Here is a 23,010-nt window from a genome sequence, read left to right on the forward strand (position 1 = left end):
CATGAAACTGAAGCTATTTATTTATCTTCGCAATCTCTGCAGTGGATTAATGACAAAAAAACTTAATGTATTTGGCGTAAATCATGCTTAATTTTTTGCGCTATGTGCACCTCATGTCTTTATCAAATTTCTAGCTACACAAGCTGAAATACGCTATTTAAAACATCAAAAAACGCCAACTTAAAAAATGGATAGTGAATAATTAGCTACCCTAGGGTTTCTTTGCCTTTTTTTCTGTTTAGTAAATTTCTTAACGTTTATAATTTAGATTAGTTGCGGCTTAAAAGCGGCTGAGTCACGGTTATTAAGCGTTTAGAATAAAAAAACGCCATACTTGAAAGTATAATGTAAGTAACTAGCCAACCATCGGGCTTTTTTTGCCTTTTTTTTCGCTTGGTAAATTTTTTAATACTTAGATTAGTTGCAATTTAAGAGACCAGAAATGGTCAGTGCTTGGCACTGGAATAACGTCCTCCTTTGTTATCCCAGTGCCCAGACACTGGGATCCAGGAAACTTAATTGCAAGTAATGCATTGGATTTGGTGAGTATGGGTTTTATGTTATAGAATGAAACACTTTTGGTGAATTTGTAAAGAAAACTGGATCCCAGTGTTTGGGCACTGGGATGACAAGGTATAAACCTTATCGTCATGCCGCCGCGAACCGTCATACCGCGATTCATTCGCGGTATCTCAGCCGCTAACAAGAGATCCCGCTAACAAGTAGCGGGATGACGGTTGTCGTTCAGCCACAAACATTAAGAAATTTACCAAACGAAAAAAAAGGCAAAAGAAGCCCTGGGGTTATTATCCGCTTTAAAATATTGGCGTTTTTTATGTTTTAAACGCTTGACAAGCGAGATTCAGCCGCTTTTAATTGCAACTAACTTACGCTGCAAATGTTTAAGAAATTTACTAAGCAGAAAAAAAGACAAAGAATCCCCGAGTTAGCTAGTCTTTTACTATCTCTGTCGAGTATTGGCATTTTTTGATGTCTTGTAACGCTTTATAAGCGCGTTCAGCTTATTTAGATAAAAATCTAGATGTAGATGAAGTTTTGTAAAGACATACAGTATCTATATACTGCAAAAAATTGAACATAAGACGCCGATACATTAAGTAATCCTTACCTTTTAATCTGCAGATTGGCGAAAGCAAATACAATAGCTTCACTATCATGATAAGTGGGCTGGCGAAGGGTGTCAAGTAAGTTTTTTCGTTTCTATTTCCAATAAAAGTTCGTTATATGGTTATGCAAGAAGTCTAATGAATCGCGGCATGACGTCTTAGCTATAGATGCTGGTTTGTGTGATTTCAAGAGAAGCTTAGTAGATAAGTTGTGTTTTAAACCAGATTCGGTATTTTAAACTGAACATTTTCAATAATACCACCTGGCATAACTGAAATTTTTACACTCAGGTTTACTTTTAGGTAGTCTATTAATTCATCAACTAATATGTCAGGAGCGGAAGCACCTGCGGTGATTCCTATCTTTTCTACGCCCTGAAACCAGCTTTTATTCACACAGCTGTAATTATCAATCAAGTAGGCTCTTTTTCCTCTGGCAGTGCACAGATCTAATAAGCGGTTTGAATTTGAGCTATTTTTACTTCCTACAACTAATACCATGTCTACAATTTCAGCTAGCTTTTTAACAGCATTTTGTCTGTTTTGCGTTGCATAGCATATGTCCTTTAAATCTGGACCTGTTATGCCTGGAAACCTTAATTTCAAGGCAGCAATAATGTCACGGGTATCGTCGATGCTTAACGTAGTTTGTGTAACATAAGACAAATTATCTGGATCTTTAACCTTTAAATCATATACATCCTGCAAAGTTTGCACTAAAGTGATAGGATTGTTTACTCTTCCCCTAATTCCCTTAACTTCTGGATGGTTTTCATGCCCAATGAGAATTAATTCTTTACCACTGTTTTCATACCTTTTTGCTTCTTTATGCACTTTGCTGACTAAAGGACATGTTGCATCAATCACTTGAATACCCTTTCTTTTTGCCTCATCTTCTATATTTTTTGATACTCCGTGCGCGCTGAAGATCAGTATTCCTTCATTATCTTCAATTTCCTCGATACTGCTTACAAAAACCACTCCTTGTTTCTTAAAGTCCTCTACTATATATTTATTGTGAACAATTTCGTGTAGCACATAAACTTGGCGCTCGTTTTTGTATTTTTCTAAAGTAATAGCTAATATGTCCACAGCTCTTTTTACCCCAGCACAAAAACCTCGTGGTTCAGCTAAGATGATTTCCATTTTTGTCAAATCAAGTAAATATGCAAGCATTACTTAAAAATAAGCTCCGCTCACTGTGTTTTATAGTACCATTATTTATATTTTATATAATAATTATTTTTCGCATATTCTCTTTAACATTTGATCAACTTACTACTTCAGAAAATTTTAGAAAAGATAATATAGTACATAAACAACCTGATATTTTAGATAGAAATGGAGTGGTAATAGCAACAAATGTGCCCACAACATCACTATATATAGATGCAACCAAAGTAAAGAATCCGGAAAGTATAGCAGCACAACTGTGTTCTACTTTGCATGACCTCGAATACAAGAACTTATATAGAGTACTTACTTCAGAAAAGAAATTTGCTTGGATAAAGCGGCACTTGACTCCAAAAGAATTACTAGCGATCAAAAACGCTGGTGTACCAGGAGTAAATTTTTATGACGACATAAAGCGTATATATCCTCACAGTAATTTATTTTCACACGTGCTTGGTTACACTGACATAGATGGCAACGGTATTGCAGGAGTTGAGGCATATATAAGTAAAAATAATGAGCAAGAAAAGCCCATAATACTATCCTTAGATACACGAGTGCAAAGCATAGTGCATGAAGAGCTAACTAAAGCTGTAAGCAGATATCAGGCACTTGGCGGAGTAGGAATTGTTTTAAATGTGAGAAATAGTGAAGTTATCTCGATGGTCAGCCTACCTGATTTTAATCCCAACTTACAGAATAAGGCAGAAGACGTACAAAAGTTTAATCGCGCCAGTCTTGGGGTATATGAGATGGGGTCGGTATTAAAATACTTTACAATAGCCGCAGCGCTTGATGCGAACGCTACAAAAACTAGCGATTTATATGACGTATCAACACCAATCACCATTGGAAAGTATAAAATTCAGGATTTTCATAAATCTAAAATTCCAAAAATTACTGTGCAAGATATATTTGTAAAATCATCCAACATTGGTGCAGCAAAAATTGCAGTCAAACTAGGTATTGAAAAACAGGTAGAATACTTTAAAGCTATGAAGCTATTTTCTCCTTTGAAAATAGAAATACCAGAAAAATCCACACCGATAATCCCGGATAAATGGAGTGAAAACACTTTAATAACAGCATCTTATGGTTATGGCATAGCTGTAACTCCTATACATCTTGCACAAACTGCAGCAGCATTAATCAACAATGGGATATTTCATAACGCAACCTTGATGTTGAATAAAAGAAGTATAGGAGAGCAAATTATCTCAAGAAGAACTTCCAGGGAAATGAGAAAATTATTACGTGCAGCAGTAACAGATGGCACTGGCAGAAAAGCAAAAATAAAGGCATATTCAATAGGAGGAAAAACTGGATCGGCGGAAAAAGTTGTAGATGGTAAATATAGCAAAGATGCAAACATAGCATCATTTATAGGAGTGCTAACTATGCTTGACCCAAGGTACATAGTGCTAATTGCTATTGATGAGCCTCAAGGGATGCACCATACCGGGGGAATAATTGCTGCGCCTATAGTAAAGAACATTATAAATAGAATAGCGCCTATACTAAATGTTACACCTGAGATGTAAAATTATGATTGCTTTACTACAACTTCAAATTTATCATCACCAAAATCCTTATTAATATACCAAGAACCATCATCTTTAGTTACAAATTCAAGACCTTTAAGGTCTTTTTTTATTGTCTTTCCATTTTGACCATCAATAGCGATATTAATATCGAATGTAATAATGTCTAGATTTATCATAGCTTCTTTCCCGCTGCACGAATTTAGACTGAACTTGCCTAACATGACATCATTAAAACTCACTTCCCCTGTATAGACATCACACTGACCGTCCACACAACACGTAGTTTCAATATAGAAAAGATCTGACATACAAAATACCTTAAAAAAAAGAACTAAACATATATGGCCACTACACCACACCGCTAACAAGTAGTAAAGCGTCGATAAACCTAAGTTACTTTAGCTACGTAGCCATAATACAGCTAGAAATGTAAAATTCAACAGTTAATTGTGTGATTAATAGAGAAGTCTTATTTAGTACACCTTATAGGAATGGCTGTTTAGTTTTTTTGTTAATCTTTTTTACCATGCTGTCAATCATATGCTTTATCCCTTGATATACAGAGTATGTACTTTCGTCGCTACGCATATAAGCAGAACAGGAAAATACATTATGTTCTTCGTCTTCTATTGATAACTCTGTATCGCACTTTATGTGTTCGCCGCCAAGCTTTTCTATCAACTGTTCTTTGTCATCTCCTATAGTTACCTTAACCTTACTTTCTTCTTTACCTATCTTGCTACTTAAAATTGAAACAATGATGGCTGGAGATATGCATATCGCTCCTATTGGCTTTTTTGTAACAAAAAATTCTGAAACTAATCTTTCAAATTCAGGCATTACTGTCACCATGTCTTTACTTTCAGCTAAGTCAGATAAATTTTTCGCAACCCCGTATCCACCAGGTACAACTAGCATGTCAAAATTTTCAGCTTTGGCTTCTTTTAAGTCATATATTTCGCCTCTTGCGATTCTTGCTGCTTCCACAAGTACATTCCTTTTTTCTTTTGTTGCCTCTTTTGTTCTATGATTCATAACTTGTGTGATATTGATGTCAGGTGCAAAGCATTTAACATCCACTTCCTGCTGATCAAGCACAAGCAAACTTAAAACCGCTTCTCTTACCTCTGCACCGTCAAGGTGACCACACCCTGATAAGACCACAGCAGCTTTTAATTTTTTTTCACCCATAAAGTACCTTGATTTCATATAATCTAGATATTTTAATACAAATTCTATATTTGGAAAGGGGTATGTTATATCAATTATAATATAATTAATGATTAGTATGTATAATTAGGCATATTTATAATCAACGAAGCTGAATATGGAATCTAGCAATAGTATGTTTTTTGACACTGACTATCCAGAACTAAGAAAAGCTATTTCAGATATAATAGAAAGTATTGCACAATCCTCACAAGAGGGGAAAAAAGAGTTATTTACAACCCTATCAGAACAAGTTAAAGGGATGAACCTCAAAGATTTAGGTTTAGCGATTAATGACCAAGGCTTGCAAAAGGAGGTCAACAAAGAATTATTTATAAAATTCATTGAAGAAGCTCTTGAAGGTTTAACTTCTGAAAATGTTGACTCAAAAATAATAGAAGAGGCGTTAAAATCTGTTAATCAGCAAGCAATAAGTAATGTTATAAATAATAATAAAGGTCCACTGGACAATCTAGTCAATTATTTTAAATCAGCATCTGCAAATAAAAAAATTGGAATAGCTTCTGCCGTAATGGTATTAGGAGCAGCATTTTCTCCACTTATTGTGCTTGCTACATTAATAGCACTTGTAGGTATTGGAGCACGTTATGCAGGAATAGGTATAGTAAAGGCAGGGGAAAAAATAAAAGAAGGTGCGATTGATGCAGGAAAAGCAGTGAAAAGTTTATCTAAAAATTTAGGGGATAAATTGCCTGAGGTTGGGCCAAAAAAAGATAACTTTAGTAAATTATACAACAGTTTGGCTCAAGAGATTATAGGCTATAATATGTCCGAAGAAGGTGAAAAAATAAAAAACGCCCAGAGTAAAGCAAAGGTCATAGGCATGCTTCAAAATGAAGGGCAGCGATCTGCTATACAAGAGTTAGTAAAGAATGGAACTATTCAAAATTTTTCAGAAGATGACATGAAAAAGCTTAGAGAAAAAGGTACTAGTACTTATGAAAGTGATAAGGAAGCACTTGAGGAACTTATGGAGAAATTTCAATCTAAAATTATGGCCATTGGTGAGGGTAAAATAGAGGAGGTAGAAAAAATGGTTAATGATAAAGTTAACCAAATGAAGTCACCAGTTCCTCAATTAGATAGTCCAAGTTCTGAACAAGCGAGTACAGGAGAAACCAAAACCCTCTGATGGCTTGGAGAGGGAGGGAATGGAAAAGGTAGAGATCTACTCCTTTTTATCCACTTTTTTGAGCAATCCACTTCCACATCTAACACACATCTCAGTGATTATAATATCCAATTTTTGATCATGTTTTTCTACAGGTAAATCTTTACAATATTGTTTCTCATAGGCTACACCTATAAATATTTTTCCAAGTGGCCGCAGTTTTTCTATCATTGTATCATACCAACCACCGCCAAAACCCAATCTATTAAAATGATCATCAAAAGCAATAACAGGAGTAATGATTGTGTCGGGAATTACATCTTCATTTGTTTCGTTCCATTCCTCAAATTTTAGTAACTTATTTTTATTAGGAATTGCTACTTTATAATCTAAATCGAGTAAACTATGCATCAAAGGCACAACATCTATTTCCTCATCCATTGGAATGTAAGCTGCTATTGTTTTGCCTTTAACGTAGCTTAAGTTCTGATTAAAGAGATTAATAAGGGAATTTGCCGCATAACTGGAATAACTTTCATCAATATCTTTTCTTATAGCTCTATATTGCTCTCTTATTTCCTTTTTGTGCTGTTTAATATCTTTGAACATGATCTATCCATTTCGCAGTAAGTTTTTCTTGTAAACTATTTTGCTTCAAGCGCTCACTTAAAAAATCAAAGTCAATAAATTCCATATCCTGGTCTTGATTACTGCAGCTATAAACAAAACTCCTTTCTCCTGTTTTCGCATTTATATGCTGCTGCACACACTGAGCGCAGATTTCTTTCATCATACACTGCATAGGAGAATTAACTGACGATATTGCTATGTGGCCTGATTTTAGATATGGCTTTAAAATTGTTTTTCTAGCTTCATTCACAGCTTTCATCATTTTATCAGAACCAATAGTGATAATTTTATCTATAACGTTCAAATTAATACCTAATCTTCCTTGTTGATAAGAGACTATTGCATCAACTATATTACCATGAAAGGATTTATCTTGATCTCTGCTTGTTTCTATCAATCCTTCTTCACATACCCAAACTACCGCATTTGATGCACGCTCTATCAGTGCTCGTTTAAATACATCACTTAACTTCTTATAGCCAGCGAAGTACAAAACCTTGTTATTATTTTCAAGACATGCCTTCCCTATCGAAAATAACACTGCATTTCCAACTCCACCACCAATTAGCATTATATTCTTCATGTGCTACTTTAACTACATTTGTTCAAATTTTTTGAAATTTTGTAGAACAAAGGCACACAAAGACAGAGACAAGGACACTCTCTGACTTCAACTATACCGATAACTGATAGCTGCATTTTTACGCATATCATCTAATAACAAGTTGCTTTGTATCATAATCTTTTGTTGGTACATTTTCTGTTTGATTGCTTCTATACCCGCTACATTACTCTTGATATCACACAACATCATCAACTTTGCAGTGCCATTTTCTCTCAATTCTACTATTTCATTCACACTTGTTTTACTAAATAAAATCTGTAAATCAGGATTTAAATCTCGCATTTTTATTTCAAATTCTTTTGCGTTTGGCAGCTTAAAATTATCTGCCAATTTATCAAAATTTAAACAACTGACCTTTTGCTCCTTGAGATTATCTAATAAACTTTCTGAACCTTCAACCACAATCTGTTTTAATTTTAAAGTGCTTTCCAGCAGTGCATGATTAAGTTGTACTTTATCTATTACTTTTATAACGGAGTAACCTTCACTGAAACTGAATGGACCTGCTATGTCGCTGGTTTCTAATCCTTCTAAAACGCTCTTGAGTTTTCCTTTTAGCTGACTTAAATTAACTGTTGCTTTACGCATCTTTATTGGAGATTCTGGGTTATCACTGTTGCGTAATTTTTTTACTAAATCTTCAGCTATACCATAAACGTCCTTGTCTTTTTGATCAGGAATTATAAACTCTTGGAACGTGATAAGATAATCCGGCTTTTCTGTTTGCCTTTTTACATCATCTACTTCTTTATCGCTTATATTAATAAATGGCACAATTCTTACTTCAATAATTTTGCTCCACAGTAACTGACATTTTATTTGTTTTCTTAAAATACCAAGATCTATATTATGCTTCTCTATGTATTGATCAACTTCATTAGCCTTAAGTTTAAAACTTTGGGTTAAAAATAACATAATAGCATTATCTAACTCCTCGTTGCTCAATTTTATATTCAGCCTCTGTGCTTCATTGATAATGATAATTTCGTCTATTAGCTCCCTAAGCACTTGAGGCTTTGCTTCTTTTTGATTAACACTTTGAGTGCCAAACAATGAATTTATAAAGTTGATGCGTTTTTCGATATCTAAATTTGAAATTGGTTCACCATTTACATCTGCAACAATTTCAATCTCGGTTGCAAGCAACCTAAGTGGCAACACTATCAACAGTAAAATTAGTATTTTATACATACAAGTAAAGTTGTTTAGTTAATAACCAATTCTATAATAAATACTGAGTCAATGCTAGCCAACTTTTTAATAGTGATCTCAGTGACAATGGAAATAAAAACCATTGCAACAAAATCAGGTACGCTGGTAAATAGGCTAAAAACATGCTAATATAGCGAATTTAAACCGTGCTAAAAACAGTATACGGAAGGAGAGGGATTCGAACCCTCGATACGACTTTTGGGTCGTATAACGGTTTAGCAAACCGCCGCCTTCAGCCGCTCGGCCACCCTTCCAAATTTAGAACCTAAAGATTATATAATACCAAGACCTCTACCACCTGTCTAATGCTTTTAATTGCAATATTTGTATCTGTTCAGATGCATGGCTAATGCTGAAACAAAAATTCCAGTGCTCCCTTTCTTGTCATCCCAGTGCCCAGACACTGGGATCCAGGATTTTGATTAGCACTAAGTTGGTGAGCATATAAGTGTTATGTTAAAATATAACGTTTTTACGGAAAGTCTGGATCCCAGTGTCACGCACTGGAATGACATCGTTTACTATGTGCCATATTGCAATGTTCGTACAGTTGTGCGCGGTATAGATTCCGCTAACAAGTAGCGGAATGACGAATTTGTTGTTTTTCAAATTGTGGGCAAACCTAAGCCACTTTAGCTATAAATCAATAAAAACTAATTTCTGCTTTTTTCAATGATTTTCTTTGCTTCTTCCACACCAACCCATTCTCCAACTGCTACCGTTTTTCCCTTTTCTAGATCTTTATAATGAGAAAAGAAATGAGTAATTTTATCTAGTAGGCTTTTAGATAAGTCAGAATAGTCCTTTATATTGTCATAATAGCTATCAACACTGGAAACAGGCACAGCTAATATTTTCTCATCTTCTCCTTTTTCATCTTTAGTGAGTAATGCGCCTATCGGACGCACCGATATTAAAACACTAGATGCTAAGGGAAACTGAGTTAGCACCAAAACATCCACAGGATCACCATCACCTGCGCAGGTATTTGGTACAAACCCATAATTGCAAGGATAAGTCATTGAGGTAGATAAAAATCTGTCAACTTGTAACAACCTAAACTCTTTATTAAATTCATACTTTACAGGCTCAGCATTCGCACTTATTTCAATTACCACATTCACCGCATTTGGTCCTGCTGTTATTTTACTTAAATCCATAAATTACCTCTTAACTTAAGAATAAGCATTATACAATATATGCTTTTAAGTTGCTACATTTATGTAATTCTAAACTTATTTTGCACGGGCTGTCCTAAATTTTCATTCGTCATCTTATTGACTGTTGAAAGTGGTGGTTCCTGTGATAATTGAAATAAAGCATATACTATTACGATAGTAAGCACTGCAGCAATTACTAGATTAGCAAAATTATCCTGTGGTAGGACACCTTTTATTGGATTAAATAATTTTTGCTCCATAAAGAAATAATCAGCAACATATAACCCAACAGATAATACAAACATACCTAAAATAAGTTTACAGACTGTGTTTTTATGGTCTTTTTCTTTTTTCTTGCTGGTGATAGGATTTGGCCTACATTCATTCTCTTCTTGCAGCACTGAGTAGTATATATTATCAGGGCTCGTTATTAATTGTTCAAATTCATCACTATTTTGGTTTTTTAACAGTTGCTCTAGGGTGTTTTTTGTATTTATAGGATATATTAATCCATCCATTTTCAATGCTTTCTCTTGCCGATCCACATTCTCATGGTCGATTGTATATTTATCTCTACTTGATAATCCGATCATGTGTAGTTTGCCAGCTAAGAACATTATATAGCTCTCTATTAACTGATTCTCACATATCTCTAATACTTCTCTTTTTACTGTTTTGTTAGATGACGAAAGTTCTTTATAGTGACCACCCAAAGAAAAGAACAATGCTATATCTTTATCTGCTTTTATGTCATGAATGGAATAATAGCTGCTGATAACGCACTTATTTAATGCAAATTCTCTGTCATATTTGTTTAATGTATTTCCTTCACTTAGTAACTTTCTAAGACCAATGAGTACTTTATTTTCAAAATCTTCTTCTGTTTTAAATATTGGTTCTCTCTTTGGATTTGCTAAGATGTTAAGTAAATCTAATTTTCTTTCATCTACTACTTCATTTATATATTCATTTAACTCAGATCCTTTAATAACTTCATATATTTTATCTATGACATCTTTAGTATTCAGGTTATTGTTTTCACTTAGAATTTGATAAGCTTGAGCATAAATTAAAAACAGCCCTTGTAGACTAAATTTTAAGTTAAAATATTTATCTAATGGTTCCTCTTTTTTTCTAATGAATTCAGACAAACCAAAATGATTTCTGTGATCCATAAAACGACCTAAGTCAGCATGTTGAAAGCTACCTAAAAAAATAAATAACGTCTCTAATAAATTACCCTTACCAACAATTTTTATTAGTTCTTCAATTTCTTTTATCATTGCTGAAACCTATAATGTTCTACTTTATAGTATAAGGGATACATGGCAAAATAGCAATAAATGTTATTAGACTTCTTGCATAACCCAAACTAAGTAGAAAAAGGTATAGCTATACCGCCGCGGCACTAACAAGAGATCCCGCTAACACGCAGCGGGATACTATCTACACCGTCATACCGCGATTCATTCGCGGTATCTCTCAACATAGATCCCGCTAACACGTAGCGGGATGACAAGGCTTATCGTCATGCCACCGCGAACCGTCATACCGCCGCAGCGCTAACAAGAGATTCCGCTAACACGCAGCGGGATGACGAGACTTATCTTTATGCCGCCGCGAACCGTCATACCGCGATTCATTCGCGGTATCTCTTAGCCGCTAACAAGCAGCGGGATGACGGTTGTCGTTTAGCTACAAACATTAAGAAATTTACCAAATGAAAAAAAAGGCAAAAGAAGCCCCGTGGTTGGCTAATTACTTACATTATACTTTCAAGTATGGCGTTTTTTTATTCTAAACACTTAATAACCGCGATTTAGCTGCTTTTAAGCCGCAACTAATCTAAATTATAAACGTTAAGAAATTTACTAAACAGAAAAAAAGGCAAAAGAAACCCTAGGGTAGCTAGTTATTCACTATCCATTTTTTAAGTTGGCGTTTTTTAATGTTTTAAATGCTTTATAAGCGTATTTCAGCTTGTGTAGGTAAAAACCCAGAAATTTGATAAAGACATAGAGTGCACATAGTGCAAAAAATTAAACATGAGACGCCAGATACGTGAGTTTTTTTGTCATTTAATCTGTACAGAGAAGATAAATAAATAGCTTCAGTTTCATGATAAGGGGGCTGGCGGAGTTTGTCAAGCAAGTTTTTTTGTTTCTATTCCCAATGTTATATGGTTATGCAAGAAGTCTATTGTATGTTTACACTCTGCATTAAAGCTTTTAGTTAAGAGCATATCCATCCACCGCCAATTACTTGCTCATCTTTATACGCTACACAGGCTTGACCTGGACTGATGCCAAAGTAATCGTCGTTTAAAATGACACAGGCTTTATTTTTTTCGTCAGTTGAATGTATTGTTGCTAAACTTCCCGCATGTGATGATCTCAGCTTCACAGTTACTTCCATACCTTCCTTTGGTTGTTCTAACCAATTTAACTCTTTGATCAATATTTTTTTTTGCATTAATGCGTTGATCGGGCCTACTATAACCTCATTATTCTCTGTATTAATTTTTATCACATAAAGAGGTTCATTGTGTGCGATACCCAAGCCCTTTCTTTGCCCCACTGTAAAATTTACTATGCCACTGTGCTCGCCTAGCACTTTTCCATTAACATCCACTATTTTACCTTTCTGTACAGATTGTGGAGCTAATTTAGCTATTGTTTTACTATAGCTTTCGGAAACAAAGCATATATCTTGACTGTCCGGCTTTTCAGAAATTTGTAAGCTGAAATACTTTGCTAATTTTCTTATATCACTTTTATAGAACCCACCTAGTGGAAATCGCAAAAGCTTCAATTGCTCTTGAGTTGTAGCAAACAAAAAATAACTTTGATCTTTACTTTTATCAATGCTTCTGCACAACTTTACCTCACCATTTTTTTCTAACCTTCTCACGTAATGTCCTGTTACGAGCACATCCGCACCAAGATTTTTTGTAACTTGCAATAGATCACGAAATTTTACCGTTTGGTTACATCTCACGCATGGTATGGGAGTTTCCCCACGCATATAGGTACTCGCAAAATCCTCTATTACTTCCTTTTTGAATATTTCCTCATAGTTTAAAATATAGTGAGGAAAGCCAACACTTTCAGCTACACGCTTAGCGTCATAAATATCCTGTCCAGCGCAGCATGCGCCCTTTCTTGCGTTAGCATTACCGTCGGTGCCATAGAGTTGAAGAGTCACACCTACCACTTTGTACCCAAGGTTATGTAGCAGTGCTGCAGCAACGGAGCTATCAACTCCCCCGGACATTGCAACAACAGCCTTGGTCTGGTGCGGAGCTTTATCTTTTAGCAGAGGTTCTATTTCAAATTCTTTTAGCATAATCGCCTTAATTTATAAACACAAACTTGGTGTCATGCAAGTAGCTGACACTGGAATCTAGTTTCTATTACACAATTTCATCGAAACAGCATACTTGTTTATAGTCAATTTTTCTGGATCCCAGTGTTGGCTACTTGGATGACATCTTTATGCTTGAGGTAAAATTTGCTATAAAATTCGATGAACTACCTTTAAAAATAATTTAATCCTGCTTAAATAAAACATGGCCAAAATAATCCATGTTTTCAAGCACTTTTCCGCTACCCAGAGCAACACAACAAAGTGGGTCATCTGCAACACGAACTGGTAGTTTTGTTGTTTCACTGATAACTTTGCCCAAGTTACGCAATAATCCGCCGCCACCGGATAAAATTATTCCTTTATCGACTATATCAGAAGAAAGTTCAGGTGGAGTGCTCTCCAGTGCAGTCCTAATAGCAGAAATTATCTGATGTACAGGCTCTATTAAACTCTCTGCAACTTGGTATTCTGATAAAAGCATTTCTTTTGGCATGCCACTCACTAAATCCCTGCCTTTAATTATCATTCCCTCTTTGTTATTTTCACCTGGCAGACTGGCTGAACCTATGCTTTTCTTAATTTTCTCAGCGGTTGTTTCACCGATTAATAATTTATGATTTTCACGAATATATGACTTTATTGCCTCATCCATAATATCGCCACCTACTCTGGCAGAACGTGAATAAACAATTCCACCTAAAGAAATAATTGCAACTTCAGTTGTACCGCCTCCTATATCAACAATCATAGAACCTTCAGGTTCGGTAACCGGGAGCCCAGCTCCGATTGCTGCAGCCATTGGTTCTTCAATTAAAAATACTTCATTTGCACCAGCACTTTCTGCTGCATCTTGTATAGCACGCCTTTCAACTGGCGTGGATCCAGATGGAACGCATATGATAATATTAGGTTTATTAACAGTGAATTTTGTGTTTGCACTGCGTATGAAATATTTTAGCATTTCTTCCGCACTTTTAAAATCAGCAATGACTCCATCTTTTAAGGGCCTTATCGCCTCTATCTCTCCAGGCGTTTTTCCAAGCATCATTTTAGCTTTTTTACCAAAAGCATAAGGAACGTAGCTTCCTTTTTCTTTTATTCTTGCTACAACTGAAGGCTCATCAAGCACTATTCCCTGATTTTTCTGATAAACTAAAGTGTTTGCAGTGCCAAGATCTATAGCAATATCGCTAGCGAATAAACCTTTGAAAGTGAAAAGGCTATAAAACTTTCCGGTTAATTTTCGAACAAAATTCATACATAACTCAAGAAAACCATTTATTAAGACAAATTATACTTTTCAGATAAGTAGTAAGTAACACACTCAACGTCTAAACCCTTACCTGTTACTTTTTTTAGCAGTTCCAGGCCACACTTTGCACTGTATATATTTTGAGATAACCAACTGATAAGTAAACTAAAATCTCCTTTTATTATAGCACTTAATGATTCGTAATGATTCTTTTTAACGCAAGAGAAAATCTGCACAGCAGCAATTAAAGCAATAATTTTTATAGGAAAGTAGCCCATAACACCGCTTGCCCAATATTCATCTTGAAAATAAGTGTTTAGCTCATTTTCAGCTTTTACTGGAATTTTATAGTGCTTCATACCTTCCAGCCACGCATCATGCAGGTCTTTGACTTCCAATGTACCATTTATTATATCTTGTTCTAACCTAGTTCTCAACATAATATGAGCTAACAGACTAAATTCATCTGCATTTTTTAAAAAAGAAGAAAGGTTTATTTCATTGAAAATCAAGTACAAATTTTCAACACTGCTAACTTTCTCGTTAGTTTTGCCTTTTATAGCAAATTTCTCTTTTATGTGTGGTTGAATAAACTCAATAAATTCTCTGGATGTTCCAATCATCCTTTCCATGAATAACCCTTGAGTTTCATACATAACATGTCTCGTAATTGGACTACTTATAGAATTTTGCGCTAAACATTTTTGATAAATTGCATAACCACTATGCCGTAAAAGTGAAAATAAACCATAACAAAAATCAGATTCATCATAATCTATAGGGTAGTAATAAGAAGTACGAATCTCATTTAGTGCAATACCCATTTGCTGTAAACATAATGAGCCAAGTTCAATCTGTTTCTGAGTAGCAACTTTTTGTATATTAGTAACCTTATCCTTTTTCTGCTTTTCAATTATTTTATCTACATTTTCGCTAAAAAATTTGCCTACCTTGGGGAATACTTCCCTTATATTCTTTTCTGTGATATCAGAGTCATAGTCAGCAAGCAGTGAGTCGTATTTTGAGCATTTTAATTGCTGCGATTTTATAGAAGCTACTTCGCGAATGAGTGTGATTAAATCAGTAAAACGTTCTCTTAGTTTTTCTAAGTTACTGGTTTCAGAATGAGATAGCTTCCATAAATTTTGGCATTCAACCTTAGCTTTGGATAAAGACTTTACTAAATCAATAGGAACAGCACTGTTGCTTTTATGTATTCTCTCTATTAACTTTAGCTGCTGAGTATTTGCACTTTTTTTGTTACCAAGAGCATCTGCTAATGATTCCTTTATTGCGTCATGAGAGATAATTTCATGTCTGATTTCTTCTAGAAGACTCATTTGTTCAACTTTGTCCTCTATATTCAATTGGCTTTGGTTTAGTACTTTTAGCGTATTTTCGATATTCTTTACCCTATATAATACTTCCTCTAAAAACTTATAAGATTGCATATTTGTTCATTATTTTAGAAAACATCTGTTTAATACCGTAATAGATTAATAATAAAGTTAAAAGTATATTTGCTTAAAGTACAATAAAAAATTGTACTTTTTATTCTTTTATTGGATTTTTCTATTCAGAGTCCAGCATATTATAGGAAAATTAATTGTAAGGTTGTAGAAAAAGTATTTAGTATTTTATTTCTCTTGACTATATTACAATATGGAGAGATATTAGCTACTGAAATTAAAGTTACGCACTATTTAAAATTTATGGAGGTTTAGTAATGTGGAGTAGACTGGTTATAATGTGCTGTTTTTGTTTATTACTTACTGGTGTAAGTTCTTGCCCAAAAAAAGGAGCAAATACAACAAATAAAATAAATTCTGTTGTTAAGCAGATAGGTGATAAAAGAGTTTTCTTTGGTTATGATGAATCTAGTATTGCTGAAGTAAGTGCAGATGCATTACTTGACGTAATGGAGGTGTTACAAGATAACCCTGACGCGAAGGTTACTTTAACTGGTCACACTGACAACCGTGGTTCTCATGAATATAATCTTGCGCTAGGCGCTAGAAGGGCTGATGCAGCTAAAAAATTTATGGTTAGTTGTACACCCTACATAGAAAACAGAATAAAAACTGCTTCTAAAGGTGAAACTGAGCCTTTGGTTAATGTAAAAGATGATTCTAGAAATTCTAAATATGAAAAAGAGCATGCTAAAAATCGTAGAGTGGAATTTTCATTTTCTGGAATAAAGAAATAGTTTCTTGCATTAAAACCTGGATCCCAGTGTCAAACACTGGGATGACATAAAGAAAGGGCACTGGGGTAGACAAAAAAGGACAAACTTGTCATATTTCGTTGCTTGTTAGCGGGATCTATATATACCACAAATAAGTCGCGGTATGACGTAAGAGATCTGACCTGTCTGGCCATCAAGAGACATAATGGAATTAGAGTTATTATTTCAAAATGTGGTTAATAGTTTTGCTTTCTATAACAATCAAGTTGCAGTTGCAGTATCAGGTGGTGTAGATAGTATAGTCTTACTGCACTTAATGACTAACTGGGCAAAAAAAAACAAGCTTTCACTTCCTATAGCATTAACAGTAAATCATGGATTACGTCCAGAGTCTCAAAAAGAAGCTGATTTTGTTGTAAGTTATGCAAAGGAACTTGGAGCAAAGGAATCGTTCATATTAAATTGGGAGAAGCAAAATATTAAAGGCAATATTCAGTTACAGGCACGAAAAGCACGGTATAAGTTACTAGCAGAGTGGTGTAAAAATAATAATGTTAAATATTTACTTGTTGCTCATCACAAAGATGATCAAGCAGAAACGTTCTTGTTAAGATTAGAGCGAGGTAGTGGCGTAGATGGATTATCATCAATGGACTACAAGTCTTTCCTAAATGGTATTTATATATTTAGGCCATTGTTAAATTTTAGTCGTAGTGAAATAGAAAAGTACGCTAAGCTTCATCGGTTAAAATGGATCGAAGATAGAAGCAATCATGACTTAAAATACAGACGAACTTTATACCGTAACTTACTTAAAGCAAGTGATAATCAAGAGATTTTAACAGAGCGAATATGCCTCACAGCCCTTCATATGAAAAGAGCTGCAAAAGCGTTGATGCACTACACACGCCTTGCGTTTAATGACTGCGTTAATGTGCATGATCTTGGTTATATTGAAATTAAACTAAGTGAATTTTATCAATTGCCAGAGGAAATAGCCTTGAGGCTTCTTCTTTACTCTATAATGGCAATTGCCAGTAAACATTATAAACCAAGGTACAGCAGCCTCATTGCAATATTTAATAGAATATTGCAAAAGGATAGTAATGTTAACTGTACACTTTCTGGGTGTAAAATAAGAAAGTATGGAGAAAATATCTTAATAATTAGAGAATCGTCAAGGATACAAGAAATTACCGTAAACCTACCTTTAAATGAACCTACCCAATGGGATAACAGATTTAGCTGCACAATACTCGGAAATCAAGGGTGTTCAGTTATCATCGCTCCATTAAAAAAAACACAAAAAGTTCCTGAATTTCTGAAGGATTACAACTGCTGCCCTGAAGTTTTCTACTCTTTGCCTACAGTACAAAAAGATAGCAAGGTGCTTGCTTATCCTGATGTAAATTATAACGGAAAAAATACCAATGACGATAAGGTTCAATGCATTATTAATAGCACGATAAAACAAAATTTGGTAAGCTTGATTAGTATTTAGTTAGAAATAGAAATGAAAAAATTTTTAGAAGGCTTATTGATCTGGTTAGTAATTATTGTTCTTATTTCAGTTGCTTATATTCAATTCAGCGGAAATGTAGGTAAAAGTAAAACAATTATACCTTTTTCGGAATTTTTAACTAGACTAGAAGACAATGATGTAGAAAATATTGTCATAAAAAACCAGAGCATTGAAGGCAAGTTCAGGGACGGTTCAAGTTTCAATTCAAGCGGTGTCATATATAGCGACCTAATAAAAAATTTACATGATAGAAAAGTGAGATTCTCCTTTTCAACTGGAGATTCTGCCATGAACGTAATTGGTGGATTACTTATCTCATGGGTCCCAACATTTATCTTTATTGGCTTTTTGCTATTCTTTCTTAAACAAACACAAGCGGGAGGCAACAGAACTATAAGCTTTGGCAAGTCAAGGGCTAGACTCATGACTAGTGGAAAAAAAGTAACATTTGATGATGTTGCTGGAATTGATGAAGCAAAAGAAGAGCTAGTAGAGATCGTTGATTTCCTTAAACAAAGGCAAAAATTTCAAATATTAGGTGGAAAAATACCAAAAGGGTGCCTTTTAATTGGCTCTCCTGGAACTGGTAAAACTTTACTTGCTCGTGCAATTGCAGGAGAAGCTAATGTGCCATTCTTTAGCATTTCTGGATCTGATTTTGTTGAAATGTTTGTTGGTGTTGGTGCGAGCCGTGTTCGTGATATGTTTGATCAAGGCAAGAAAAATGCTCCTTGTATAATTTTTATAGATGAGATAGATGCGGTGGGTAGACATCGTGGCATTGGTCTTGGTGGCGGCAATGATGAAAGAGAACAAACATTAAATCAGTTATTAGTTGAGATGGATGGCTTTGAGTCTAATGAAGGTGTAATAATAATTGCTGCGACTAACCGTCCGGATGTCTTAGATCCAGCACTGCTTAGACCTGGTCGTTTTGACCGACAGATTACTATTTCTTTACCCGATATAAATGGGCGTGAAAAGATATTAAATACTCATATAAAGAAAATATCAATAGCACCAGATGTAAACGTGAAAACAGTTGCAAGAGGAACACCAGGTTTTTCAGGGGCTGATCTAGCAAATTTGGTGAATGAATCTGCACTTATCGCTGCAAGAAGAAACAAGAAAATTGTTACCATGGATGATTTTGAATATGCACGTGATAAAGTAATGATGGGCGTAGAAAGACGATCCCTAATTATGACAGAAGAGGAAAAGAGACTGACTGCATACCATGAAGCTGGTCATGCGATAATTGCGGTTAATATGCCTGCTTCTGATCCTATACACAAGGCAACAATCATTCCAAGAGGTATGGCCTTAGGTTTAGTTATGAGACTACCGGAAACAGATAGAGTGTCCCACACAAGAGAAAAGCTGATAGCAGATATAACTGTTGCCATGGGTGGCAGGGCAGCAGAAGAGTTAATTTTTGGCTACGATAAAGTTACAAGTGGCGCGTCTTCTGATATACGACAAGCATCTAACATAGCACGTGCTATGGTAAAAAAATGTGGAATGAATGATGAGATAGGGCTAGTGTATCACAATCGTGAGCAGCAAGATCCACAACATCCTCATATGACATCTGAAGATACGCTAAAGCTCATAGATGAAGAAGTGAAAAAAATCATATCTTCTTGCTATGAAAAAGCAAAAGACATTTTGACCAAGCATAAGAAAGGCTTAGAGCTTATTGCTGAAAATCTACTGGAGTTTGAAACTTTAACAGGAGATGAAATAAAGGATATACTAAACGGAAAAAAAATTGTTAGAGAAGAAAATGAGAAGAATGAGAAAGTAAAAAAATCCTCTCTCTATGAGAGTTGACCTCATCTTAAAAATGCTAATCAGCTAACGCTGCAATAAAACATTCAGAATTGTAACTGTCAATATAAATTGTATTAAAATATTCATAATATTGCATTTTCATCACAATAATGCTATCATTCAGTTAGTATTAATGTTTAATGAGGTGTGAGTAATGATTGATATAGCTTCTATTGGTGTAAGTACAGTTATTGATCAGAATTATAGAAGAAAAGCACAATTATGTTTATCAGGATTATTTGTAACTGTGTCAATAGCAACTGTTACCTGGTTTATTTTCCCTGCGTCACAAAATGTATTAGCTCCGTTTTTACTTCCGGCTATGTTCTTGCTCTTCACTTTATCGATGGGTTATTACATGTTCATATTTAGTTGTGAAGAAAAATCTTTGGTAAAGAATGTTCTTGGTATGGTTGAACCGGCTGAATCGGTAAAGAGAGTGCATTGCCAAGAAAATATTAAGTCCTTATTAGCAGAAGTGAGAAGTATAGCTCTTTCCACAGAAGTCCGGATATGATAAGATAAGGATAGATGGCGATAAGGAGGTTGGATGCCGGCAGCATATAGTTATGATTTAAGAAAAAAAGCAATGGAAGCACTAGACGAAGGGGAAAGCAGAGAAGCAGTGGCAGCAAGATTTAAAATTGGACGAACTACTTTGTGGGAGTGGCAGCAAAGAAAAAAAGAAACAGGCGACTTTCAGTCAAAAAAACTCGGTAATGGAGGTTACAATCAGAAAATTATCGACTGGAATAAGTTTATCGAATTTGCTAAAAAACACGGTAGAAAAACTCTGTCGGAAATGGCTAAACTTTGGGGCAACGTTAGTATCCAAACGATCCACCGAGCTCTCAGAAAAATTGGATTTACGCGCAAAAAAAGACATATGGATACAAGGAAAGGAACGAAGAAAAACGTGCTGAATTCTTAAAAATTATAGCAACAAAAGAACCAGAAAACTTAGTGTATATAGATGAGTCTGGGATTGATAACACGGAGGACTATCCATATGGGTATTGCCAGAAAGGACAGCGATTTTATGCCCTAAAATCTGGAAAAAAAACTCAACGAATCAGCATGGTTGCAGCCTTAAGTAGAAGAAAGATAGTTGCTCCATTAACATTTGAAGGCCACTGTAATATGGATATTTTTAATGGATGGTTTGAGCAATTTTTGGCACCGATCTTAGAACCTGGACAAACTGTCATTCTTGATAATGCTACTTTTCATAAGTCTGATAAGCTTATCAAGCTCGCTAAAGGAGTCGGTGCAGAAATTTTGTATCTGCCGCCTTATTCTCCAGATTTTAACAAAATTGAGCATCATTGGTTTGCTATAAAAAACAGAGCCAGGAAAAACATTCCTCTATTCGAATCCTTTCGTCGTGCTGTTGATTCTGCCTTCCTATGACCTATTCGGACTATTATGAGAAATGCTATACTACGAAAGATAGGTTTCGTAACGTGCTTGTTAATCTTTGTTTTGAAGATCGTAGTAAAGCACACAAACTTGCATTATATGTGAAAGAAATTGACGATATTGTGTCTTCAATAAAAAATAAAGACCTCTTAGACCATTTTGATCAATTTTTTACTATTACTGAAGTAAGCAATAAAAAAAATAGAAGTGAATTAATGAACCTCGCAAGGGCATATAAGATGATAAGTGAAGAAGATCCAGACAAAATACAGGATTTTTTAGCTACTCAAACAAAAAGTTATTCATATGAAATAATGTTACCTGAAATTGATAATTTTCTATCACAAGCTAGGTGATTTTATCAATAATTTCATTGTGTACGTGATTATCATTTTTTGTTTCAATTCCAGTGATAACACTGCACCTAACGGGCTCTTTTATGGCTATTTCCTGAAATCCTTTTCTGACCTTATTGTAAAAATTAACATCCATTTCTTCATATTTATTCTTGTCTTTTGCTCTATTTAACCCAACTTTAACATCAATATCTAGAATGAATGTAATATCTGGATATTTAATTTCCACTAGCTTATGTAAGTCCCTTATTAGCCCTAAGTCAACTCCAAACCCATATCCTTGATATGCAATAGTTGAATCAATAAACCGATCACAAATCACTATTTTTCCTTCTGCAAGAGCTGGTAATATTAATTTTTTCATATGTTCGCGCCTCATCGAGATAAGTAGCAAGAGTTCAGAAATAGAATCAATATTATTCGTTAACAATACTCCTCTTACCTTCTCTGCAAAGTTAGTGCCACCTGGTTCTCGAGTCAATACCACATTATTTTCGCCGCGAATTTGCTTAAAATGATTTGCAAGTAGCTTAGATTGTGTTGTTTTACCAGAGCCGTCTATTCCTTCGAAAGTTATGAACATAAGTTTTATAATTATAATACTAAAAAAGAATATGCAAACAGTATACATAGAAACCGTTTGACATTTAAATAATAAGACCGTAAATTACATGTGGTATAATAATAGTCTATGGTTGCTCTGAATACTCCTAAAGTCGATTTTAGTTTTACTGCAAAAGATTTTAATCTTTTGGGAGTAGACAATAAATATTATGCATTAAGTGACTGTTGTGGAAAAAATGGTCTTATTATAATGTTTATATGCAATCACTGTCCTTACGTTCAGTCAATTATTAGCAATCTGGTAAGCGATGTTGATCAATTGAAAAAAGATTATCAGGTAAACACCATTGCAATAATGCCAAATGATGTAAATGAATATCCAGAAGATTCCTTTGAAAATATGATTAATTTTGCCAAGGAAAATAAGTTTATATTTCCATATTTAATTGATAGTACACAGAAAATAGCTAAAGAATACGGGGCTGTTTGCACTCCTGACTTTTTCGGCTTTAATTCCAATTTAAACCTTTGCTATCGTGGACGTTTTAACGACACAAAAAAAGAAAAGGTTCAAAGCTATGAAGTAGGAAGTAGTGACTTATTTCAAGCTATGAAATTTATTGCAGAAACTGGTAATTCTCCAATTGACCAAAAATCAAGTATTGGCTGCTCAATTAAATGGTCTAATTCTACAGGTTAAA

At 34.7% G+C, this 23,010-nt stretch carries 21 protein-coding genes and 1 tRNA gene; 9 read left to right on the forward strand and 13 right to left on the reverse strand.

What is annotated here, in order from left to right:
* Positions 1–1,343: 1,343 nt before the first annotated feature.
* A complete protein-coding gene (gene ispH, locus ABWU55_RS04775) occupies positions 1,344–2,273 on the reverse strand; it encodes a 4-hydroxy-3-methylbut-2-enyl diphosphate reductase (protein WP_353286569.1) in 930 nt (309 codons plus the stop codon).
* A gap of 20 nt (positions 2,274–2,293) precedes the next feature.
* Here ispH and ABWU55_RS04780 point away from each other — a divergent pair, with 20 nt between their 5' ends.
* Positions 2,294–3,841, forward strand: a complete 1,548-nt coding sequence (locus ABWU55_RS04780; protein WP_151807547.1) for a peptidoglycan D,D-transpeptidase FtsI family protein — start codon at positions 2,294–2,296, stop codon at positions 3,839–3,841.
* Between the two features lie 2 nt (positions 3,842–3,843).
* Here ABWU55_RS04780 and ABWU55_RS04785 read toward each other — a convergent pair whose 3' ends face one another.
* Both ABWU55_RS04785 and elbB read right to left on the reverse strand, forming a co-directional pair.
* Positions 3,844–4,152 carry a hypothetical protein gene (locus ABWU55_RS04785; RefSeq protein WP_010081942.1) on the reverse strand — a complete coding sequence of 103 codons (309 nt, stop codon included), beginning with the start codon at positions 4,150–4,152 and terminating at the stop codon, positions 3,844–3,846.
* Between the two features lie 175 nt (positions 4,153–4,327).
* Positions 4,328–5,035, reverse strand: a complete 708-nt coding sequence (gene elbB / locus ABWU55_RS04790; RefSeq protein WP_209473289.1) for an isoprenoid biosynthesis glyoxalase ElbB — start codon at positions 5,033–5,035, stop codon at positions 4,328–4,330.
* A 136-nt stretch (positions 5,036–5,171) separates the two neighbouring features.
* Here elbB and ABWU55_RS04795 point away from each other — a divergent pair, with 136 nt between their 5' ends.
* A complete protein-coding gene (locus ABWU55_RS04795) occupies positions 5,172–6,206 on the forward strand; it encodes a hypothetical protein (protein WP_070357017.1) in 1,035 nt (344 codons plus the stop codon).
* A 36-nt stretch (positions 6,207–6,242) separates the two neighbouring features.
* On the opposite strand, the gene ABWU55_RS04800 is transcribed toward ABWU55_RS04795, so the two are convergent.
* The 9 genes from ABWU55_RS04800 to ABWU55_RS04840 all read right to left on the reverse strand — a co-directional run bounded on the left by ABWU55_RS04800 (position 6,243) and on the right by ABWU55_RS04840 (position 15,881).
* Positions 6,243–6,794: a 5-formyltetrahydrofolate cyclo-ligase gene (locus ABWU55_RS04800; RefSeq protein WP_155968432.1), complete on the reverse strand. Its 552-nt coding sequence runs from the start codon at positions 6,792–6,794 to the stop codon at positions 6,243–6,245.
* Positions 6,778–7,398 carry an oxidoreductase gene (locus ABWU55_RS04805; protein WP_151807544.1) on the reverse strand — a complete coding sequence of 207 codons (621 nt, stop codon included), beginning with the start codon at positions 7,396–7,398 and terminating at the stop codon, positions 6,778–6,780. Before ABWU55_RS04805 ends, ABWU55_RS04800 begins: the two co-directional genes overlap by 17 nt.
* Before the next feature lie 87 nt (positions 7,399–7,485).
* Positions 7,486–8,631, reverse strand: coding sequence for a SurA N-terminal domain-containing protein (locus tag ABWU55_RS04810; RefSeq protein WP_095742874.1), 1,146 nt, complete (start codon positions 8,629–8,631; stop codon positions 7,486–7,488).
* Positions 8,632–8,815: 184 nt separating this feature from the next.
* Positions 8,816–8,906 (reverse strand) — tRNA-Ser (locus ABWU55_RS04815).
* A gap of 399 nt (positions 8,907–9,305) precedes the next feature.
* A complete protein-coding gene (ppa, locus tag ABWU55_RS04820; protein WP_010082061.1) occupies positions 9,306–9,812 on the reverse strand; it encodes an inorganic diphosphatase in 507 nt (168 codons plus the stop codon).
* A 59-nt stretch (positions 9,813–9,871) separates the two neighbouring features.
* The gene (locus ABWU55_RS04825) at positions 9,872–11,095 is read right to left on the reverse strand and encodes a hypothetical protein (RefSeq protein WP_353286189.1); all 1,224 of its coding nucleotides are present in this window, start codon (positions 11,093–11,095) and stop codon (positions 9,872–9,874) included.
* A 949-nt stretch (positions 11,096–12,044) separates the two neighbouring features.
* Complete coding sequence (gene mnmA, locus ABWU55_RS04830; protein WP_353286190.1) at positions 12,045–13,157, reverse strand: tRNA 2-thiouridine(34) synthase MnmA; 1,113 nt, start codon at positions 13,155–13,157, stop codon at positions 12,045–12,047.
* Between the two features lie 202 nt (positions 13,158–13,359).
* Positions 13,360–14,436, reverse strand: a complete 1,077-nt coding sequence (locus ABWU55_RS04835; protein WP_209473299.1) for a rod shape-determining protein — start codon at positions 14,434–14,436, stop codon at positions 13,360–13,362.
* Positions 14,437–14,459: 23 nt separating this feature from the next.
* The gene (locus ABWU55_RS04840) at positions 14,460–15,881 is read right to left on the reverse strand and encodes a carboxypeptidase (RefSeq protein WP_353286191.1); all 1,422 of its coding nucleotides are present in this window, start codon (positions 15,879–15,881) and stop codon (positions 14,460–14,462) included.
* Positions 15,882–16,156: 275 nt separating this feature from the next.
* On the opposite strand from ABWU55_RS04840, the gene ABWU55_RS04845 reads away from it, so the two are divergent.
* The 6 genes from ABWU55_RS04845 to ABWU55_RS04870 all read left to right on the forward strand — a co-directional run bounded on the left by ABWU55_RS04845 (position 16,157) and on the right by ABWU55_RS04870 (position 21,745).
* Positions 16,157–16,636 carry an OmpA family protein gene (locus tag ABWU55_RS04845; RefSeq protein ID WP_010081889.1) on the forward strand — a complete coding sequence of 160 codons (480 nt, stop codon included), beginning with the start codon at positions 16,157–16,159 and terminating at the stop codon, positions 16,634–16,636.
* Positions 16,637–16,820: 184 nt separating this feature from the next.
* Entirely contained in the window at positions 16,821–18,116 is a 1,296-nt protein-coding gene (gene tilS / locus ABWU55_RS04850) for a tRNA lysidine(34) synthetase TilS (RefSeq protein WP_208571594.1), read from the forward strand.
* A gap of 12 nt (positions 18,117–18,128) precedes the next feature.
* Positions 18,129–19,970 (forward strand): ATP-dependent zinc metalloprotease FtsH, encoded by a 1,842-nt coding sequence (gene ftsH / locus ABWU55_RS04855; RefSeq protein ID WP_209473305.1) that lies wholly within the window; start codon positions 18,129–18,131, stop codon positions 19,968–19,970.
* Between the two features lie 154 nt (positions 19,971–20,124).
* Entirely contained in the window at positions 20,125–20,487 is a 363-nt protein-coding gene (locus ABWU55_RS04860; protein ID WP_353286192.1) for a hypothetical protein, read from the forward strand.
* 33 nt (positions 20,488–20,520) lie between these two features.
* A protein-coding gene (locus ABWU55_RS04865) for an IS630 family transposase (protein ID WP_156518142.1) occupies positions 20,521–21,380 on the forward strand; the annotation gives its coding sequence in 2 pieces (ribosomal slippage) (positions 20,521–20,845 and positions 20,845–21,380; 861 coding nt in all).
* Positions 21,377–21,745 (forward strand): hypothetical protein, encoded by a 369-nt coding sequence (locus ABWU55_RS04870; protein WP_353286193.1) that lies wholly within the window; start codon positions 21,377–21,379, stop codon positions 21,743–21,745. The genes ABWU55_RS04865 and ABWU55_RS04870 overlap by 4 nt, the downstream gene beginning before the upstream one ends.
* Here ABWU55_RS04870 and tmk read toward each other — a convergent pair.
* A complete protein-coding gene (gene tmk, locus ABWU55_RS04875; RefSeq protein ID WP_010081998.1) occupies positions 21,738–22,328 on the reverse strand; it encodes a dTMP kinase in 591 nt (196 codons plus the stop codon). The two genes, ABWU55_RS04870 and tmk, sit on opposite strands and share 8 nt — an antisense overlap.
* Before the next feature lie 108 nt (positions 22,329–22,436).
* Between tmk and ABWU55_RS04880 the strand changes: the two genes are divergently transcribed.
* On the forward strand, positions 22,437–23,009 hold the full coding sequence (locus ABWU55_RS04880; protein WP_010081997.1) for a thioredoxin family protein: 573 nt from the start codon (positions 22,437–22,439) through the stop codon (positions 23,007–23,009).
* Position 23,010 lies beyond the last annotated feature (1 nt).

It is taken from the genome of Wolbachia endosymbiont (group A) of Crataerina pallida (genome assembly GCF_964028475.1).
Lineage (GTDB): Bacteria > Pseudomonadota > Alphaproteobacteria > Rickettsiales > Anaplasmataceae > Wolbachia > Wolbachia pipientis.